The 17,643-nt window shown below is 36.9% G+C and carries 14 protein-coding genes; 11 read left to right on the forward strand and 3 right to left on the reverse strand.

Annotated elements, in window-relative coordinates:
* Window position 1 precedes the first annotated feature (1 nt).
* The 3 genes from H7A25_12085 (at window position 2) to H7A25_12095 (ending at window position 4,172) form a co-directional block, all read left to right on the forward strand.
* Window positions 2–844 (forward strand): serine/threonine-protein phosphatase, encoded by an 843-nt coding sequence (locus tag H7A25_12085; protein ID MCP5500638.1) that lies wholly within the window; start codon window positions 2–4, stop codon window positions 842–844.
* A gap of 819 nt (window positions 845–1,663) precedes the next feature.
* Window positions 1,664–3,622, forward strand: coding sequence for a hypothetical protein (locus H7A25_12090; GenBank protein MCP5500639.1), 1,959 nt, complete (start codon window positions 1,664–1,666; stop codon window positions 3,620–3,622).
* 106 nt (window positions 3,623–3,728) lie between these two features.
* A complete protein-coding gene (locus tag H7A25_12095) occupies window positions 3,729–4,172 on the forward strand; it encodes an AgmX/PglI C-terminal domain-containing protein (GenBank protein ID MCP5500640.1) in 444 nt (147 codons plus the stop codon).
* 13 nt (window positions 4,173–4,185) lie between these two features.
* Here H7A25_12095 and H7A25_12100 read toward each other — a convergent pair whose 3' ends face one another.
* Complete coding sequence (locus H7A25_12100; GenBank protein MCP5500641.1) at window positions 4,186–4,590, reverse strand: transposase; 405 nt, start codon at window positions 4,588–4,590, stop codon at window positions 4,186–4,188.
* Window positions 4,538–4,915, reverse strand: a complete 378-nt coding sequence (locus H7A25_12105; GenBank protein ID MCP5500642.1) for a transposase — start codon at window positions 4,913–4,915, stop codon at window positions 4,538–4,540. The genes H7A25_12100 and H7A25_12105 overlap by 53 nt, the downstream gene beginning before the upstream one ends.
* A gap of 818 nt (window positions 4,916–5,733) precedes the next feature.
* On the opposite strand from H7A25_12105, the gene H7A25_12110 reads away from it, so the two are divergent.
* The 3 genes from H7A25_12110 to H7A25_12120 all read left to right on the forward strand — a co-directional run bounded on the left by H7A25_12110 (window position 5,734) and on the right by H7A25_12120 (window position 10,305).
* A complete protein-coding gene (locus H7A25_12110; GenBank protein MCP5500643.1) occupies window positions 5,734–7,644 on the forward strand; it encodes a hypothetical protein in 1,911 nt (636 codons plus the stop codon).
* 95 nt (window positions 7,645–7,739) lie between these two features.
* Window positions 7,740–8,210, forward strand: a complete 471-nt coding sequence (locus H7A25_12115) for an AgmX/PglI C-terminal domain-containing protein (protein ID MCP5500644.1) — start codon at window positions 7,740–7,742, stop codon at window positions 8,208–8,210.
* Window positions 8,197–10,305, forward strand: coding sequence for a DUF2723 domain-containing protein (locus H7A25_12120; GenBank protein ID MCP5500645.1), 2,109 nt, complete (start codon window positions 8,197–8,199; stop codon window positions 10,303–10,305). Before H7A25_12115 ends, H7A25_12120 begins: the two co-directional genes overlap by 14 nt.
* 62 nt (window positions 10,306–10,367) lie before the next feature.
* Here H7A25_12120 and H7A25_12125 read toward each other — a convergent pair whose 3' ends face one another.
* Window positions 10,368–11,069 (reverse strand): hemolysin III family protein, encoded by a 702-nt coding sequence (locus tag H7A25_12125; GenBank protein MCP5500646.1) that lies wholly within the window; start codon window positions 11,067–11,069, stop codon window positions 10,368–10,370.
* Window positions 11,070–11,327: 258 nt separating this feature from the next.
* On the opposite strand from H7A25_12125, the gene H7A25_12130 reads away from it, so the two are divergent.
* The 5 genes from H7A25_12130 (at window position 11,328) to H7A25_12150 (ending at window position 17,596) form a co-directional block, all read left to right on the forward strand.
* The gene (locus tag H7A25_12130; protein MCP5500647.1) at window positions 11,328–12,374 is read left to right on the forward strand and encodes a hypothetical protein; all 1,047 of its coding nucleotides are present in this window, start codon (window positions 11,328–11,330) and stop codon (window positions 12,372–12,374) included.
* Between the two features lie 76 nt (window positions 12,375–12,450).
* Window positions 12,451–13,482 (forward strand): putative peptidyl-prolyl cis-trans isomerase, encoded by a 1,032-nt coding sequence (locus H7A25_12135; protein MCP5500648.1) that lies wholly within the window; start codon window positions 12,451–12,453, stop codon window positions 13,480–13,482.
* Window positions 13,475–15,007 (forward strand): spiro-SPASM protein, encoded by a 1,533-nt coding sequence (locus tag H7A25_12140; protein ID MCP5500649.1) that lies wholly within the window; start codon window positions 13,475–13,477, stop codon window positions 15,005–15,007. Before H7A25_12135 ends, H7A25_12140 begins: the two co-directional genes overlap by 8 nt.
* Window positions 15,000–16,550, forward strand: coding sequence for a spore coat biosynthesis protein F (locus tag H7A25_12145; GenBank protein ID MCP5500650.1), 1,551 nt, complete (start codon window positions 15,000–15,002; stop codon window positions 16,548–16,550). Before H7A25_12140 ends, H7A25_12145 begins: the two co-directional genes overlap by 8 nt.
* A complete protein-coding gene (locus tag H7A25_12150; GenBank protein ID MCP5500651.1) occupies window positions 16,523–17,596 on the forward strand; it encodes a hypothetical protein in 1,074 nt (357 codons plus the stop codon). The genes H7A25_12145 and H7A25_12150 overlap by 28 nt, the downstream gene beginning before the upstream one ends.
* The last annotated feature ends 47 nt before the right edge of the window (window positions 17,597–17,643 follow it).

Here is a 17,643-nt window from a genome sequence, read left to right on the forward strand (position 1 = left end):
TATGAATAAAAATACTATTGAAGAAAATAGGACATTCAGATTATATTCTTTAGTTAATAATTTATTGAAAATGAAAATACAGGTATCGTATTTAAGTCACTTCGGAAAAGTTAGAAAAAACAATGAAGATAGCCTCCTTGTGCAGGATGAGCTTATTTCTGAAGCAAATATGGAAGAGCCTATCACCAAAGTCCTGGAAAGTGATAAACTCCTCCTCGCTGTTGCTGATGGGATGGGAGGTCACACAAAAGGAGAGGTTGCCAGTCGAAAAGTTTTAGAAATATTAAAAGATAATTCCGGGAAGCTGGACCAAAAAAAGCAGGTACAGAAAACTTTTAACGATGCCAGAATGGTCCTGAATGATATCGTAAAAGAAGATAAGAAATCTCTGGGTCTGGGCACTACCGTTTCCGGCATGTTTATTAGTCCTGAGAAAGCTACTATTTTCAGTTGTGGGGATAGTCGTGTTTACAGGTTAAATGGAAATCACCTGGAAAAACTTACCATCGACCATTCTCTCGTCCAGGGACTATACGAATCCGGGATAATTGCCGAGGAAGAAATGCGTACCCATCCACAAAAAAATATCATCACCTCTTCTATCAGCGGCGATATGACGAATAATAAACCCCTACTCTCTTATAGGGAAATCATCCCCCAGAAGGGAAATGTGTTTCTCATCTGTACAGACGGACTCTGGGAAAGCATGACGGCCCTGGAGCTCTATGATTGTGTTACAAAAGAAGGAATTTCGGAGAAAATATCTTCTCTTAAAAATAAAAGTCTGCGCAATTACGGAAGAGATAATATTAGTATTATCTATGTAGAGATATTAGAGATATAAGCCTTTTGGTTCACATGTAGTTTTTTTTCATCGCAGTCGAACGAATCCCTGCAAAGCTCGTTAGTTTCGAGTGATATAGAATAATATTTTCCTTGCATGAAATATCGCAATATTAGAAATTTGCTAATAAGTGCCATTCCTTATTCTGACTTAAGGGAACCTCTATTAACTTCAAATTTTATCCACCTCAATAAAGCCAACTCTTCAATGCTTTTCAAATACTCAAAGTTTTCACCCTATTTTTTCTCTTGAATCGGTGAAATAGGGTAATTTTCACCGATTTTCCAGCTTTTTTTCGTGATTGGGATTCAAATATGTTCCATATTGCTCATAAAACAAATATTTACTGACTACCTTTTTTAGAGGTTCCCATATACTATCTCGAAAAAACTAGGTAAAATACCTAGTTTTTTTTGCTCTTATCATTTTTTTTAAAATTGACGCTCCTTAATTAAAAACAGACGCTTAAATAAAACCTTTTAAAATCAATACAAATGGTATATAAGATTTATGATTAATATGCTAAAGGAAAATAATATGAGGATAACCTATAATTTTATCACTCTAATGATTTGTACAATATCTTTTTCTAATATTTTAAGTCATGATATCAAGGGTGCAGATCCAAAATCCACTCCGGTAGATATCACAAAATTAAACTTACTGTAAATGGCCGCCACAAAGTCTTTAAAGCCTTAAATATTACAGAATTCTAAAATTCAAAAAGTATTAATTTGCCTAATCGAAAAAGTGAGAACAGTATGTTTAAAATTAAATTTTTTATTTTATTTTCTTTATTCTAAAAAAAAGGACATTGTTATGAAAAGTAAAGTATTAACTACTATTATAATGTTAGTATTTCTTGTTAGTTGTAATAAGAAAAAGAAGGATGATTTAATACTTCTTTTGGGTTTGGCAGCAGCATCTCAGTCACAAGCTGCTTCGACACCGACCGGCACAGGAACAACTACAGGCACAGGTACAGGAACAACCACAGGCACAGGTACAGGAACAACCACAGGCACAGGTACAGGAACAACCACAGGTACAACCGCTCCATCCGGTTTGAGTTATAGTGGTAGCCCGTTTACATTCACTAAAAACACAGCTATCACAACCCAGACTCCAACTGTCATAGGAACAGTCACTTCCTGTACATCGAGTCCGTCATTACCGGCGGGACTGAGTATTGACAGTATCTCCTGTGCTCTCAGTGGAACTCCCACTGCTTCACAGGCGGCCACAAGCTATACCATAACAGCAACGAATAGCGGAGGTAGCACAACAGCCAGTATTAGCATTACAATAGAGGGTGTCTGGGCACAGGAAGCCTACCTCAAGGCAGCCAATGCCGAAGCAAATGACAATTTTGGTAGTTCTGTATCTATCTCCTCAGATACTCTTGCTGTGGGAGCTTACAAGGAGGCTAGCAACCAGACAACCATAACCAATGGCACAACTGCCAGTGCGGATAATTCTGCTGCTAACTCCGGTGCGGTGTATGTGTTTAAGCGAAGTGGCACAACCTGGGCACAGGAAGCCTATCTCAAGGCAGCCAATGCCGAAGCAAATGACAATTTTGGTATTTCCGTTTCTGTGAATGCGGATACAGTCGCTGTGGCAGCTCATCTGGAAGACAGCAACCAGACAACCATAACCAACGGCACAACTGCCAGTGCGGATAATTCTGCATCAGGCTCCGGAGCTGTGTATGTGTTCAAACGAAGTGGCACAACCTGGGCACAGGAAGCCTATCTCAAGGCAGCCAATGCCGAAACAGGTGACAGTTTTGGTATTTCCGTTTCTGTGAATGCGGATACAGTCGCTGTGGGAGCTTACAAGGAGGCTAGCAACCAGACAACCATAACCAATGGCACAACTGCCAGTGCGGATAATTCTGCTGCTAACTCCGGTGCGGTGTATGTGTTTAAGCGAAGTGGCACAACCTGGGCACAGGAAGCCTATCTCAAGGCAGCCAATGCCGAAGCAAATGACAATTTTGGTATTTCCGTTTCTGTGAATGCGGATACAGTCGCTGTGGGAGCTCAGCAGGAAGATAGCAACCAGACGACCATAACCAATGGCACAACTGCCAGTGCGGATAATTCTGCTGCTAACTCCGGTGCGGTGTATGTGTTTAAGCGAAGTGGCACAAGCTGGGCACAGGAAGCCTATCTCAAGGCACCCAATGCCGAAGCAAGTGACTTTTTTGGTCGATATGTTTCCATATCCTCAGATACCCTTGCTGTGGGAGCTTTCGGGGAAGACAGCAACCAGACAACCATAACTAATGGCACAACTGCCAGTGCGGTTAATACTGCTTCAAGTGTTGGAGCGGTGTATGTGTTTAAGCGAAGCGGCACAAGCTGGACACAGGAAGCCTATCTCAAGGCAGCCAATGCCGAAGCAAGTGACTATTTTGGTTCTCCTGTATCTATCTCCTCAGATACCCTTGCTGTGGGAGCTTATCAGGAAGACTCAAACCAGACAACCATAACCAATGGCACAACTGCCAGTGCGGATAATTCTGCATCAGGCTCCGGAGCTGTGTATGTGTTCAAACGAAGTGGCACAACCTGGGCACAGGAAGCCTATCTCAAGGCAGCCAATGCCGAAACAGGTGACAGTTTTGGTATTTCCGTTTCTGTGAATGCGGATACAGTCGCTGTGGCAGCTCATCTGGAAGACAGCAACCAGACAACCATAACCAACGGCACAACTGCCAGTGCGGATAATTCTGCTTCACAAGCTGGAGCGGTTTATGTGTTTCGCAAGTAGTGATGCTTTACTTCATTAAGCTTTAGAAGTCGAATTTATCTTAGCCCGGGATTGGGATCAGCCGAATCATAATCGCGGGCTAAGATAATAAACAAAGGAAAAATCTATGGACAAGAAAAATCTAATAATAGGAGCATTAGCTTTCTCTTTATTAGCTATCACAGTATTATTTTTTTACAACTCGCAAAAGCAAAAAGAGATCTATTTGAAAACAATGAAAAGTCTGCAATATAGTTTAAACAGGGGTGAGGGAAAAGGGAAAGACAAAGACCCGTATAAAGAAATTGCAGTAAATAACTCCCTACGAAAAAAGGTGCGAGTAGTTCAGGATTGCTATAACCGTTTTATTGCAACGAATCCCAAACAAACCGATGGGTTTGTAGAAATCGACTGGATTATCAATGAAAATGGTGTGGTAAAAAGAGCAGAACTTATCAGCAGTGATTTGAATGATAATACATTAAATACATGTATATTAGAAATCATTAAAAATATTAAATTTCCCCCTCCGCCCACAGGAGCAGAAACCTACATGACCTATAAGTATTAGACATATTGGTAATTTAAGTCTTTAGGTGCAAGTGAACATTCCAAAGACCACATGCTATCCAGAAAATTTTATCAACAAAACCCTCTTTTTTGTTCCTGAAAATATCCCAAGTTATTTTTAAACGCTTTACAGCAGCAAACGCATTTTCAATGACAATTCTTTTTTTGCTGATCTTTTTATTTTTCTTTTTTACCATTTTTTGCAATTCCTTTTGCCCTCTTTTCTTTTTTTTAGGCTTGCAAATTTTTACCATATCTGGACAATCTTTCTCTAACCCTTCAAAAGCCGAATCAAAGTATTTTCTTACTTCATCAGGCAATATTTCATACAACTTTTCATTCAAAAATATTGTTTTATCATGTTCTTTACCTGGATAGGTTTTTGATACAAACAAATTTTTTTTGTTTGTATCTCCCATGCAAAGGTTTTTTACCGAATGGAATTTTTTTTCCAGAATAATATTCCTTTTGTTCTTTACTATCCTTTGGTCTTCTTCTACGCCTTTCAGTTCCATCAAGTACAACCAATCTTATTTCAGGAAAATAATTTAAAAATTCTTGTTTATCTTTAAATTTTCTTCGTGGAAGCAAATCCATTTCTTGCAATGCTTCCAATAATACTTCTGTATATCTATGAACCCATTTGCAGGCAGTTCCACGATCCATTCCAAATGCTCCACCAAGAACATCGAAAGTCGGATATGTTTTAAAATAGTATAAAACAAAGAATAATCTTTTTTTCATGGTATCAAGTTTGAAAGTTCTACCTGCATTTCTTTTTTTTATAAGATAGGTAAGCAGTTTCAAAATATGATAATATTTCTACAAATTCTTTATACTCCATACCGATATGTGCAAGACAACTTCTCTTATCAGAAATAATTTTTTCTATGTCCATAAGGACAATATTATTTTTATTGAATTTTGTACAAGTTTAATTTGCCAACATGTCTATTTATTAATTCTGAAAGTTTTTTCAATGGATCACCTATCTTTTCCAGCTTTTTTTCGTGATTGGGATTCAAATATGTTCCATATTGCTCATAAAACAAATATTTACTGACTACCTTTTTTAGAGGTTCCCATATACTATCTCGAAAAAACTAGGTAAAATACCTAGTTTTTTTTGCTCTTATCATTTTTTTTAAAATTGACGCTCCTTAATTAAAAACAGACGCTTAAATAAAACCTTTTAAAATCAATACAAATGGTATATAAGATTTATGATTAATATGCTAAAGGAAAATAATATGAGGATAACCTATAATTTTATCACTTTAATGATTTGTACAATATCTTTTTCTAATATTTTAAGTCATGATATCAAGGGTGCAGATCCAAAATCCACTCCGGTAGATATCACAAAATTAAACTTACTGTAAATGGCCGCCACAAAGTCTTTAAAGCCTTAAATATTACAGAATTCTAAAATTCAAAAAGTATTAATTTACCTAATCGAAAAAGTGAGAACAGTATGTTTAAAATTAATTTTTTTATTTTATTTTCTTTATTCTAAAAAAAAGGACATTGTTATGAAAAGTAAAGTATTAACTACTATTATAATGTTAGTATTTCTTGTTAGTTGTAATAAGAAAAAGAAGGATGATTTAATACTTCTTTTGGGTTTGGCAGCAGCATCTCAGTCACAAGCTGCTTCGACATCGACCAGCACAGGAACAACTACAGGCACAGGTACAGGAACAACCACAGGCACAGGTACAGGAACAGCCACAGGCACAGGTACAGGAACAACCTCTCCATCCGGTTTGAGTTATAGTGGTAGCCCGTTTACATTCACTAAAAACACAGCTATCACAACCCAGACTCCAACTGTCACAGGAACAGTCACTTCCTGTACATCGAGTCCGTCATTACCGGCGGGACTGAGTATTGACAGTACCTCCTGTGCTCTCAGTGGAACTCCCACTGCTTCACAGGCGGCCACAAGCTATACCATAACAGCAACGAATAGCGGTGGTAGCACTACAACTACTATTAGCATAACTGTAAATGGATTATTCGGTAATGAGGGTTATATAAAAGCAGCCAATGCAAATGCAAGTGATGGTTTTGGTAGAAGGGTAGCAATAGACTCTGATACTTTAGTTGTAGGAGCTCAGAATGAAGCCAGCAACCAGACCACTATCACCAATGGAACAACTGCCAGCACGGATAATTCTCTTACGTCTGCTGGTGCAGTTTATGTATATAAAAGAAGTGGAACTACCTGGGCGCAGGAAGCCTATTTAAAAGCACCTAATGCAAAAGCATCTTATTTATTTGGCTGTTCTGTTGCTATATCTTCAGATACAATTGTTGTAGGCTCTGAAGGAGAAAAAAGTAATCAGACTACCATTACCAATGGTACTACAGCCAGCACAAATGAAACTGCTGTTAATTATGGTGCTGCTTATGTATTCAAAAGAAGTGGAACTATCTGGGCGCAAGAAGCATACCTAAAAGCACCCAACTCAGAATCTAATGACTATTTTGGTAATGCTGTAGCGATCTCTTCTGATACAATAGCTGTAGCAGCTCATAGAGAAGCCAGTAATCAGACAACTATAACAAATGGGACTACAGCAAGTGCAGATAATTCCATTTCCAGAGCCGGCGCGGTATATGTATTTAAAAGAAGTGGAACCACCTGGACTCAGGAAGCCTATCTGAAGCCTCCCGTTGTAGCCAGTAGTAGTGAATACTTTGGAGAATCTGTTGCAATATCTTCTGATACTATAGTAGTAGGTGCTCATTATGAAGACAGCAACCAGACCACCATTACCAATGGAACAACTGCCAGTACGGATAATTCGGCATCAAACGCCGGTGCTGCCTATGTATTCAAAAGAAATGGAACTACCTGGGCGCAGGAAGCCTACCTGAAAGCATCCAATGCAGGAGCAGGTGATATGTTTGGACGCACTGTCTCTATTTATTCAGACACTATAGCAGTTGGTGCTGATGGAGAACAAAGTAATCAGACGACTATTACCAATGGAACAACTGCCAGTAGTAATAATGATACTTACTCAGGAGCGGTTTATGTTTTCAAGAGAAGTGGAACTACCTGGATTCAGGAAGCCTATCTCAAAGCTCCTAACAACGGTAACGAGGATGCTTTTGGTGGATCTATATCTATAGATACTGATACAATTGTGGTTGGTGCTTATCAGGAAGATAGTAACCAGACTACTATCACAAACGGTACTACAGCCAGTGCAGATAACTCAGCCAGTGACTCAGGTGCTGTCTATGTATTTAAGAGAAATGGAACCATCTGGTCTCAAGATTCCTATCTAAAAGCACCAAATGCACAGGCAGATGATACGTTTGGTGAATCTGTTTCCATCTCTTCTGATACAATCGTGGTAGGTGCTTCTCAGGAAGATAGCAATCAGACTACTATTAGTACCACAGCCAGTGCAGATAACTCAGCCATTGACTCGGGTGCAGTGTATGTGTTTAAGAGATAGTAAAGCTTAAAAGTAATAGGGATAAAAGTCCGGGGAATTGTATTTCCCCGGCATGTTTTCATGAAAAAACCAATTCTCTCAGAGGTAAAAAATCTATGGACAAGAAAAATCTAATAATAGGAGTATTAACTTTCTCTTTATTAGCTATCACAGTATTATTTTTTTACAACTCGCAAAAGCAAAAAGAGATGTATTTGAAAACAATGAAAAGTCTGCAATATAGTTTAAACAGGGGTGAAGGAAAAGGGAAAGACAAAGACCCGTATAAAGAAATTGCAGTAAATAACTCCCTACGAAAAAAGGTGCGAGTAGTTCAGGATTGCTATAACCGTTTTATTGCAACGAATCCCAAACAAACCGATGGGTTTGTAGAAATCGACTGGATTATCAATGAAAATGGTGTGGTAAAAAGAGCAGAACTTATCAGCAGTGATTTGAATGATAATACATTAAATACATGTATATTAGAAATCATTAAAAATATTAAATTTCCCCCTCCGCCCACAGGAGCAGAAACCTACATGACCTATAAGTATTATTTCAAAAAGGATAATGAGAAAAAATAACTCAAACAAATTTTCTCTTCCATTTATAAGCTTTATTTTATCTCTATTATTGTACATAAGTACAATGCCGGATACGGTAACAATGGAAGATTCGGCTTCCTTTTTGATTTCGGCTAATTATTTTGGTGTAGCCCATCCTCCGGGCTATCCGCTTTATACTTTACTCGGAGGGCTTTTTGCCAGATGGCCCTTCTTTACTGTTGCCTTCCGCATTCACCTTTTAAACGCCCTTCTGGGTGCAATAGGTACAGTTCTGTTCTATTTTATCTCCCTTCGCATTTGTTCCCTTCGACTACGTTCAGGGAGCATCAGTCGTTCTATAAGCAAAGGAAGTGCCTTTTTCGCCTCTCTTATTCTCACTTCATCCTATAGCTATTGGTTCCAGTCAATTACCGCAGAAGTTTATATGATGAACCAATTTTTCTTCTTACTTTTGCTTTATCTTGCTTTGCTGCTCTATGAATCTTTTAACAAAAAAATATGGTTTTTATTTTCCTTTATCTATGGCTTATCTTTAAGCAATCACTGGCCTCTGATCATACTCTGTTCATCCGGGTTTGTAGTTCTACTCTGGCATAGAAGGCGGGAGCTTTTACAAAATAGCCTGCCCGCTGTAGGACTTTTGCTCTTAGGTTTAACTCCTTACTTGCATTTATATCTGTCCGGCTATTATTCTGAATTTTTCTTCTACGGCAAACTAAAAACAGTCCAACTTGTCTGGGAACACATTATTCGAAAAGAACAATGGGCAATGGATAGCCTCCAAACAGCGGGCATAAAACAGGCCCTTCTTTTTCTCAGAGAATTTTTCCTCTTTCCTATAAAAGAAGAAAATATTCTCTTTTTTCCATTCGTATATAGTGGAATTTACTTCTCTTACAAATTACTAAACAGACAATTATTTTTGAGTCTTTTTATTTTTTTTATAATAACACCCGTATTATTACTCTTTAGCTTTCGCACCGAGTTCAACCAGTTCACAGCAGAGCTATTTGGCTACTGGTTACTCACGTCCTATTCTGTCGGTATTCTATATATTAGTATAGCTGTATATTCCATAAAAGAATTATTAGCTAAAACTAAATATTCTAATCTGGTATATGCTCTGCTGATTTTTCTGCTTGCTTTCCAGTTTATTACAAATTTCACAAAAAATAATCTTCGAAAAGATACCTTTGCACAGGATTATAGTCAGATTATTCTTAAAAGTTTACCGCAAAATGCCGTACTGTTTACCAATACAGACACAGATTTAGGCGGGCAGATAGGCTATGTTCATTTTGTGGAAGGTTTCCGACCGGATATTAAGATAGTTTCACAGGTTTCGTCTCTATTTCCGCTTCGTTATTTCGAGAGAAAAGATGAAAAGGATATACAAAGAAAACAGGTGCTTTTTTTGAATTTTGTCTCTTCTTACCTGGATAGGGGAATCCGAGTTTTCACAACAAGAGAAATAACTGCTTTCAACAAGAACTATAGGTTTCCTTTAAAGTATATTGATTATGGCTTATATAAGGAAATCCTATACCCTGAAAATAATACGTTTCAAGTTATGCAAAAACCTGTTCCGGAAATCAAGACCTTTCTTGATAAAGTAGAAAAGAATCAGTATAAGAACCACTGGCAGTATTACAGGAATTTTTCCATCCAAACCTTCTGTCACGTTTTGCTTTTAAATCAAATAGAGCATCCTATTTTTCAAAAAAACAGGTGGTGTAAATTAGTAAAAGCACAACTCACAAACCTGAGAGATAAAAACTATAGAGAAGCAGATAGTCTATTCTTACAAATTATTCAAGATCCATTAGATGATATTTATCTTTTTGAAAAGGGGGAGATATACCGGCAATTTTTCTTAAACCGCTATCAAATGGTAAATCGACCGGATATTCCTTTGCAGAAGAAAAAAGAAGAACTACAGAAAGCAGCAGATCTTTCCTTTCCTGTCCTAAAAGATTTTGCCTTCTGTAATAATAAATTATATCATTATATGATTGAATTACACCATAAGAAAATGATACAAATTGACATTGATTATTTGGATAAAACTTTCAAGAACTGTCGCACTGAGAAAGAGATAAACCAAAGAGAATAAATTCCAACAATGATTTGTAATGAAAATCGATAACTATAACCGTTAAAGACATATTATCTTTCCTAATGAATGGTTTGTATATATTCACAGGCTCTTTGAATCATATCTACCGGAATCAAATAAAAAAGAACCGCAAAATAATGACAGACACTTCCCATTAAAACAAAGACATGCCAGATCGCATGATGATACGGAAGCTTATGCCAGACATAAAAAATAACTCCCAGAGTATAAAAAAGGCCTCCGGCTAATAACCAATAAAAACCACCTCTGGGTATTTTAGCGAGCATTTCCGGTAGGGCAAGAATACAAAGCCATCCCATAAGAATATAAATAGCAAGTCCAACTTTCTTATATTTATGAATAAAAGCTATTTTAAAAAAGATGCCAAGTAAGGCCAGACCCCATATCACAAAAAAGAAAGTCCATCCCAGGGTTCCTTTTATACTGAGAATAGTAAAAGGAGTATAGGTTCCTGCGATTAATATAAATATAGCTGAATGATCAATAATCTTAAACACTCTTTTGGTTGGAGGATGTTGAAAGCTATGATACAAAGTAGAAGCCAGATATAATAAAATTAGAGAAACTCCATATACGATAAAGCTTACCAAGTGTATAGGTTCCCCAAAAAAAACAGCTAACACGACTAATACGGTTAAACCGGCGATGCTAACCCCTGTTCCGATTCCATGGATTATACCATTTGCTATTTCTTCTTTAATTGTATATATCTTGTGATTTTCAGAAACTTTTGAACTCATATACATACTAAGATACTTTTATCCCAATAAAGTTGCAAAATATGGTTCTCCTCAGGAGAAGCACATCCGCTCAAATAAACAGGGAGATATTTCCTTGACTACCGGTAGTCAGTAGGAGTTTCCCGGAAAAATTGAGCGAAAACAGATGAACCAGGAGCTTAGCCGGTTAGGAATACTCCCGAACCATTTATGAAGATTTTTTTCTTCATAAAACCTTTTCAATCCCGAAGTCTTTAAAAATCTGACAGGATAATGCGAGTGCTATTTTTCATCTGTATTTTCTATTTATTTTTAACTGGAAACCTGCTTTCCCAGTATGCTTCCTATGAACCGGAGATAAATTCTGCTTCGGCGGCTGGAATGGCTTCTTCCGGGTTAGGAAACAGTGACATGTCTATTGCTCTTTATGAAAATCAGGGTTTTTTACTTTATAAAAATCAGCACCATATCGGAGGAGGGTTTGTTTTCCCAAAACAGGCACGTTTTGCAGCAGCCGAGCCCTTATCAGCAGCTTTTTTTATACGCTCCTCTCAATTTTTCGGCTGGGGAATCAGCGGGAAAAGCACATTTTCAAGACACTTCCCTCACGAAGAAAGAAACCTCGGTTACGCGGTTCCCCTTCATTTAAGCTTTGGAAACCCTGCATTTGGCTTCTTTACCCTGAGTGCCGGCCCCTCATTCTATTTCAGAGAGAATATTCTCTCTTCCTACTCCGTTTATTTACGAGCTGCCTATGCTCTGAGTCTGGGTGACTTTTCTATAGGACTGGCTGCTAGCTCACCCGGAAAATTTCGACTGGATGAGTATCGAAATGCAGACAAACTCAGAGAAAGACAGGCGGAAAGTATTGATTTTGGCATAAAATACAATTTTTCACAAAACTTTGCTTATTATACCGAACTCAGAAAAATTTTATGGGAAAAATCGGCTTTTGAGCTAAATGGCATGGAAGAAAAACCGGATTTTGAAAGAGGTATAGGAGCTGAAGCTAAAATCAGCCAGGGACTCAGCTATTCATTCACAAAAAGAAATACCTATATTCTCAAAACAGGACTGGAATTTGGTGGATACTACAACGAAAAAGGAGAAAATGTGCGTCGTCTCGGCCTGGCTCTGGGACTCGGAATTCAATTTGCCAATAAAAACCGGGACGAAACGGATGCACTATCTTTCCATCTATCCGTTTTGGATTATAGCCTTATCCGAAGCCAAAAAGAAAAACGTGCCGAAACGAGATTTTATGCTTCCCTTCATTATTCTTTCGGAGATTATTCTTACACTCAATTGGATAACTTCGAACCCTGAAGGCTTTTTTCAAAGCTAAAATTTTTAGAGGAAAAAAGAAGTTTTCAGTAAGAATAATAAGAAAATCCTGTACCTGATGCAAAAAAAACTTTTCTATTTCCTTCTCCTATTCCTGTTGATTCCATCCGGGAAAAATGTTTATCCGGGTGATTCTCTAAATAGTATCCTGGCCATCGTAGGTTCTGTTTCTATTACTAAATTTGATTACGAAGATGGGCTGGAAAAATATGAAAAACTAAAAAAGTTTATGCCGGACCTGGAGAAGAAGAAAGAAGGCTCTATCAAATCCAGAGTTTTGGATTTTTTAATAATGAGAGCTATTGTAGACTTAACTGCTGATGAAGAAACCATACAGGTCAATAAATCTCGTATAGAAGGCGAAATCCAAAAACGTATGGAACTCATGCAGATTGACGATCCTAAAAAATTTGAACAGGTGATTGAATCCCAGACCGGTCTACCTTATGATCTCTGGGTAGGAGAGATTCCCTTTCAAATTAAAAAAGCTCAGCTTATGCAAATTCGTATTCCTACCCAGTTACCAAATGAGGAAGAGATTCAAGACTGGTATAACAAGAATAAAACCAAAGTTGGCTTTGAGATGCGGTATAGAGAAATTGCTCTTGTTCCCAATGGTTCATCCATTAAAGAAGAACAAAGAATATTTAAAGATATTTCTAATATTTACAAAAAGGTAAGGGGAAACCGCTCTGCGTTTATTAGCCTTGCCTCAAGTTCTCAAAACGAATCCAAATTATATCACGGACTTATGGACTGGTCACCGGCTTTTGAAATTTTTAATAAAAGTAAAGTTATAGCTTCAGTTGCTGCCAGAATGGGCATTGGTACAATCTCAGAAGTATTTCGGGATGAAAAAAAACGTTACTGCATCCTCCTCCTCGAAGGAAAACGTCCAACTCCCCTTGAACACATTCGAACCGGCATTCAAAACATTCTTTACCGTGAGAAAGAAGACATGACCTTTGCCCGATGGATTGAACAAAGAAGAAAAGAAATCAATATCCAGATTTTTGATTCAGAATATTTGAATGAGCACGGTCTTCCCCTTCCCAGCCAGGAATTTGTTATAAAGGACTCAGATGAATAAACAGGTTTACACAGCTTCAGCGGTTGCAGTTTTTATCCCTACTTCGCATTATGCTACTTTAGATAATTCGAATCATCTAAATTTCTTATTTTCTATTTTTTTAGATAAGTTAAACCTTGCCTTTCCGGGTTTACCGATATACTGTACGAAACTACCCTCTTCAATTTCTTTTCCAAAAGCTCAAATCCTCCCTCATACAGAAGAAAAAGATTTTTTATTAGAGGTAGTTAAGGATTTACCCGAATCCAGGTTTCCGGAACCCGATATCGATGAAGTTCACCTGGCCTACTTTTACGGTATATCTCCTCTTTTCGACCTCGAACTTTATAAAGAAATGCAAGAAAGCCACAGCAAGTATCTTGCTCAGTATTCCTACAGTGAAAACCTTCCTCCGGGAATCGTTCCCTATATTCTTTCAAGAGAATTCATTCATTCCTTACCCCCTATCTTAAGCGGAACCGTTCATGAGTATTTACTAAAAAACCTGAACCAATTTGATGTAGAGATTTTTTATAAAGAACCCGATCTCAGACAATACCGTCTGGAATTTCATCTACCCAATCCTCGTTCTATTCAACTTTGTTATTCCCTTCTTCAGTTGAATAAGGATATAACATACTCAGATATCTTTACCTGTTTATTAGATAATTCGCATCTTTTTCGTTCTTATCCTTCTTATCTTGAATTAGAGATATACCGATCCTGTAAAGCCTCCTGTTCTTTTTGTCCGAGACAAAGTATAGACAAAACAAAAGACGGAAGTCAATTAAATATAGAGAATATTCGTGTTTTAATGGATACTGTAGAGTCCGGAAATTCCGAACTTACCGTTTGTCTCGGCGGCATGGGAGAACCCCTACTTCACCCGGAATTGACCAGTATCTGCAAAGAAATTGTAACTTCACATAAACTTAAAGAGCTCATCATAGAAACAGCATTTTACAAAAATGTTGAGAATCTGAGCGACCTTCTTTCCTCCTTAGATGAGAACCAGAAAAAAAAATGTTCTATTATTATAAACCTCAATACTCTTTCGGAGGATAAATTTATAGAACTACATAAAGCCCCGACCACGGTAAATAAAATATTAGAAAAACTGCAAAGTTTAAAAACTCAATTTCCTACTGTTTCTTTTCATGTACAAATGCTTCGAATGCAGGAAAATGATTCTGAGATCAATGAATATTTTACTTATTTTGAAAAACTTAAAATACCTGTTATATTACAAAAATTTAACCGATTTCTAAATCACCTTGAAGAAAAACGTGTGACAGATCTAACACCGGTAAAGCGGGAATTTTGCTGGCATCTGGCAAGGGAACTTTACGTACAGGCAAACGGAGATGTTTCTGCCTGTAGACAATTAATAGAAAAAGAAGTTATTCTCGGCAATATAAATAAGGAGAGTATTATGGAAATTTGGAATCGAAACTCCAATACATTCCGACATTCTTTAAAATTAGAACACGAACTTACCGGTCTTCCCTGTCTGAGTTGTGATGAATGGTATACCTTCAATGCCTAAAACATTTGCATTTATTCAAGCCCGAACCGGCTCGAGCCGCCTTCCCGGCAAAGTTTTATATCCTCTCCCGGAAAATTCAAACACCAGTCTTCTCTGCCACATTTTTTATAGATTACAGAAAGTCCTCCCTTTAGCACAGATTGTTCTGCTCATCCCGGAAGGAGACAGTCAATTAAAGGAATACGCAAAAAGCAAAGGCTATCTTTACTTTGAAGGTTCTGAAAATAATGTACGGGAACGTTATCTTCAGGCAGCTTTACATTTTCATGCAGAATTAATCCTCCGACTTACCGGAGATAATCCCTTTATCGATATTGAACACATTTCTTTGTTGCTGGAAGCCTTTCAAAATTCTGAAGTAGAAATTGCTTCTTTTGAAGGACTTCCACTGGGAATCGGTATAGAAGCCTTTACTCTTTCTGGCCTTCAAAGAGAACCTTCCGGTGGTTTTTTAGATAGACATAATGAACACGTTTCTCTTCATATGAAAGAAAAAGAAGGGGAATACAACTTTTTGAAATTGCAGGCCCTATTAACAGAAGAGGAAATTGAAATTTCAAATAAACTTCGCCTTACTATAGATGAAAAAAAGGACTACGAATTTTCTTCACAACTCCTTTCCAAATTTGATGATATATTTAGCTTTTCTCTTCAGGATATTTTTTCCCTATATCGCTCAAATCCCAATTTCTTTACCTATAATCAAACTGTTCAACAGATAAGCTTTTCGGTTAATTCAAAAAAAGCATATACAGGATCCATATTTTTACTCTATGCAGATCCAAAATTATACGGTTCCGGGCATTATGAACGCTGTAAGTTACTATTAATACAATTACAATCCAGGTTTTACAGGGTTCAAATGAGTCATACTCTCCCCGATAAACAAGATTATGATTTACTGATTGTTGATCACAGAGATTACATTATTCCTGATAAGTTTCGAAATTTAAAAATTTTGTTGCTTGATAACTTCGGCCCGGATAGAAAATATTATAACCATTTTGATATACTCCCTCATCCGCAGGTTTCTTTTGAAGAAAGTTTACAGAACCTCTTACTACCCGCCTGTGCTACTTTATTTGAAAGAAAAGACAAAGGCCGTAATAACATATTCTGCTATAGCGGCAATATGGGAGAAGAAGTTATTCGCCTGGATGAATGGATCTTACAAAATTTTTCGGCATTTTCCTATACTCGAATCGGTGATTTTCCCCCAAAATCTGATACTGTCCTTTATTGTAAGAGAATTAGTAAATTAGAGTATTTTAATAATCTTTCTAACTGTTCTTTTTTCATTTCCTACTTCGGTCAGAGTGCTCTTGAAGCCTTATATTACGGAAAAAAACCCATGCTTTTTAGTATTTCTGAATATCATAAAGAACTTACTCTTTTTTTAGAGTCTAATAATGCCTGTATTTATATTGGTGATATTCATCGAACTTTATCAATACCAATTATTTCAAATTCATCCCATCCCATTCCTTCCGGTGAAGGGTTTACGAGGTTACTAACATGTATAGACAAGATTTTAAAAGTTTAATTATTTTCATTTCCCTCTGGCTTTTTCCTACTTTTTCACCAAAAGCCGAAGAAATTTTAAAAACAAAAGAAACTGTTGAAATTTCATCACCTGAAAAACCCTCTAATAAAGAGAATGAGCCTGAAGAAGATCCAGAAAAAGTGAAAATGAATCTTGAAATCCGTCAGATGGCCAATGAAGCTTACAGAGCCCTGCGATTCAGGAATTTAAAAGAAGCGACTTCTCTTCTAAAAGATATTGGAAGATTAAACAAGAAGTCGGTAGATTACTACTATATAGAAGGAGCTATCTATTACAGCAAAAATAAATTTCATCAATCTATTCTTTCCTTAGAAAGTGCTATAAAAATTAATCCATCACATGATCGTTCTCAGTTTCTCTTAGGCATGAACTATATCCATCTCCATATTTGGAAAGAAGCGATTCCATATTTCCAGCAGGCTGTACAAAGCGATCCCTACGATCCATTTTACAGATTAAATTTGTCATTAGCTAATTATTTTACACAAAGGTTTAATGATTCAGCTCTTGAAGCCAAAAAAGCTGTAGATTTAAAGAACAACTATTCAGATGCGAAACTATTACATCTCTTGAGTCTCTGGAAATTAGATAAGAAATCGGATTTCTTAAAATTCTATGATGCCTATTCCGAAAAATTGAACCAATCCGAGTTGGCTCATATTAAGCTATATTATTTGGCAAGGGTAAAGAAAGATTACAAAACTGCTATAAAGCTTTACGAAAGAAACAGAGGACTTTCTTATGATGAATTAAGACTCTTAGCAGAAGCAGAACTCCGTTACGGAAATTCCAGAAAAGCGATTGAAGTTTATAAAAAAGTTTTTAATGAAAAAGTATACGATAAGAGAGATGTTGAACGTTATATATACCTACTGGCATATTATAAAAAAGAAAAAGAGTTATTGAAATTTTTAAATTCTGATGATTGGTCGTATCATAAAAATAACCGGAATTTTCATAAACTACGGGTTCATTTGGAAGAAAGCCGTTATCTCGAAAAGATTCTCTATGACCCATTTAAGTAATTATTATTATAATGTTATTGAATATGCTGTTTACATAAGGAAGGACT

The organism is Leptospiraceae bacterium, assembly GCA_024233835.1.
Classification (GTDB): Bacteria; Spirochaetota; Leptospiria; order Leptospirales; family Leptospiraceae; genus JACKPC01.

What these genes read in the sequence shown, in the direction of transcription:
- H7A25_12095 (MCP5500640.1), top strand. Translation starts at nt 3,729, where the DNA reads ATGGACAAGAAAAATCTAATAATAGGAGCATTAGCTTTCTCTTTATTA.
- H7A25_12085 (MCP5500638.1), top strand. Translation starts at nt 2, where the DNA reads ATGAATAAAAATACTATTGAAGAAAATAGGACATTCAGATTATATTCT.
- H7A25_12100 (MCP5500641.1), bottom strand. Translation starts at nt 4,590, where the DNA reads ATGGGAGATACAAACAAAAAAAATTTGTTTGTATCAAAAACCTATCCA.
- H7A25_12090 (MCP5500639.1), top strand. Translation starts at nt 1,664, where the DNA reads ATGAAAAGTAAAGTATTAACTACTATTATAATGTTAGTATTTCTTGTT.
- H7A25_12115 (MCP5500644.1), top strand. Translation starts at nt 7,740, where the DNA reads ATGGACAAGAAAAATCTAATAATAGGAGTATTAACTTTCTCTTTATTA.
- H7A25_12110 (MCP5500643.1), top strand. Translation starts at nt 5,734, where the DNA reads ATGTTAGTATTTCTTGTTAGTTGTAATAAGAAAAAGAAGGATGATTTA.
- H7A25_12125 (MCP5500646.1), bottom strand. Translation starts at nt 11,069, where the DNA reads ATGAGTTCAAAAGTTTCTGAAAATCACAAGATATATACAATTAAAGAA.
- H7A25_12140 (MCP5500649.1), top strand. Translation starts at nt 13,475, where the DNA reads ATGAATAAACAGGTTTACACAGCTTCAGCGGTTGCAGTTTTTATCCCT.
- H7A25_12105 (MCP5500642.1), bottom strand. Translation starts at nt 4,915, where the DNA reads ATGAAAAAAAGATTATTCTTTGTTTTATACTATTTTAAAACATATCCG.
- H7A25_12135 (MCP5500648.1), top strand. Translation starts at nt 12,451, where the DNA reads ATGCAAAAAAAACTTTTCTATTTCCTTCTCCTATTCCTGTTGATTCCA.
- H7A25_12120 (MCP5500645.1), top strand. Translation starts at nt 8,197, where the DNA reads ATGAGAAAAAATAACTCAAACAAATTTTCTCTTCCATTTATAAGCTTT.
- H7A25_12150 (MCP5500651.1), top strand. Translation starts at nt 16,523, where the DNA reads ATGTATAGACAAGATTTTAAAAGTTTAATTATTTTCATTTCCCTCTGG.
- H7A25_12145 (MCP5500650.1), top strand. Translation starts at nt 15,000, where the DNA reads ATGCCTAAAACATTTGCATTTATTCAAGCCCGAACCGGCTCGAGCCGC.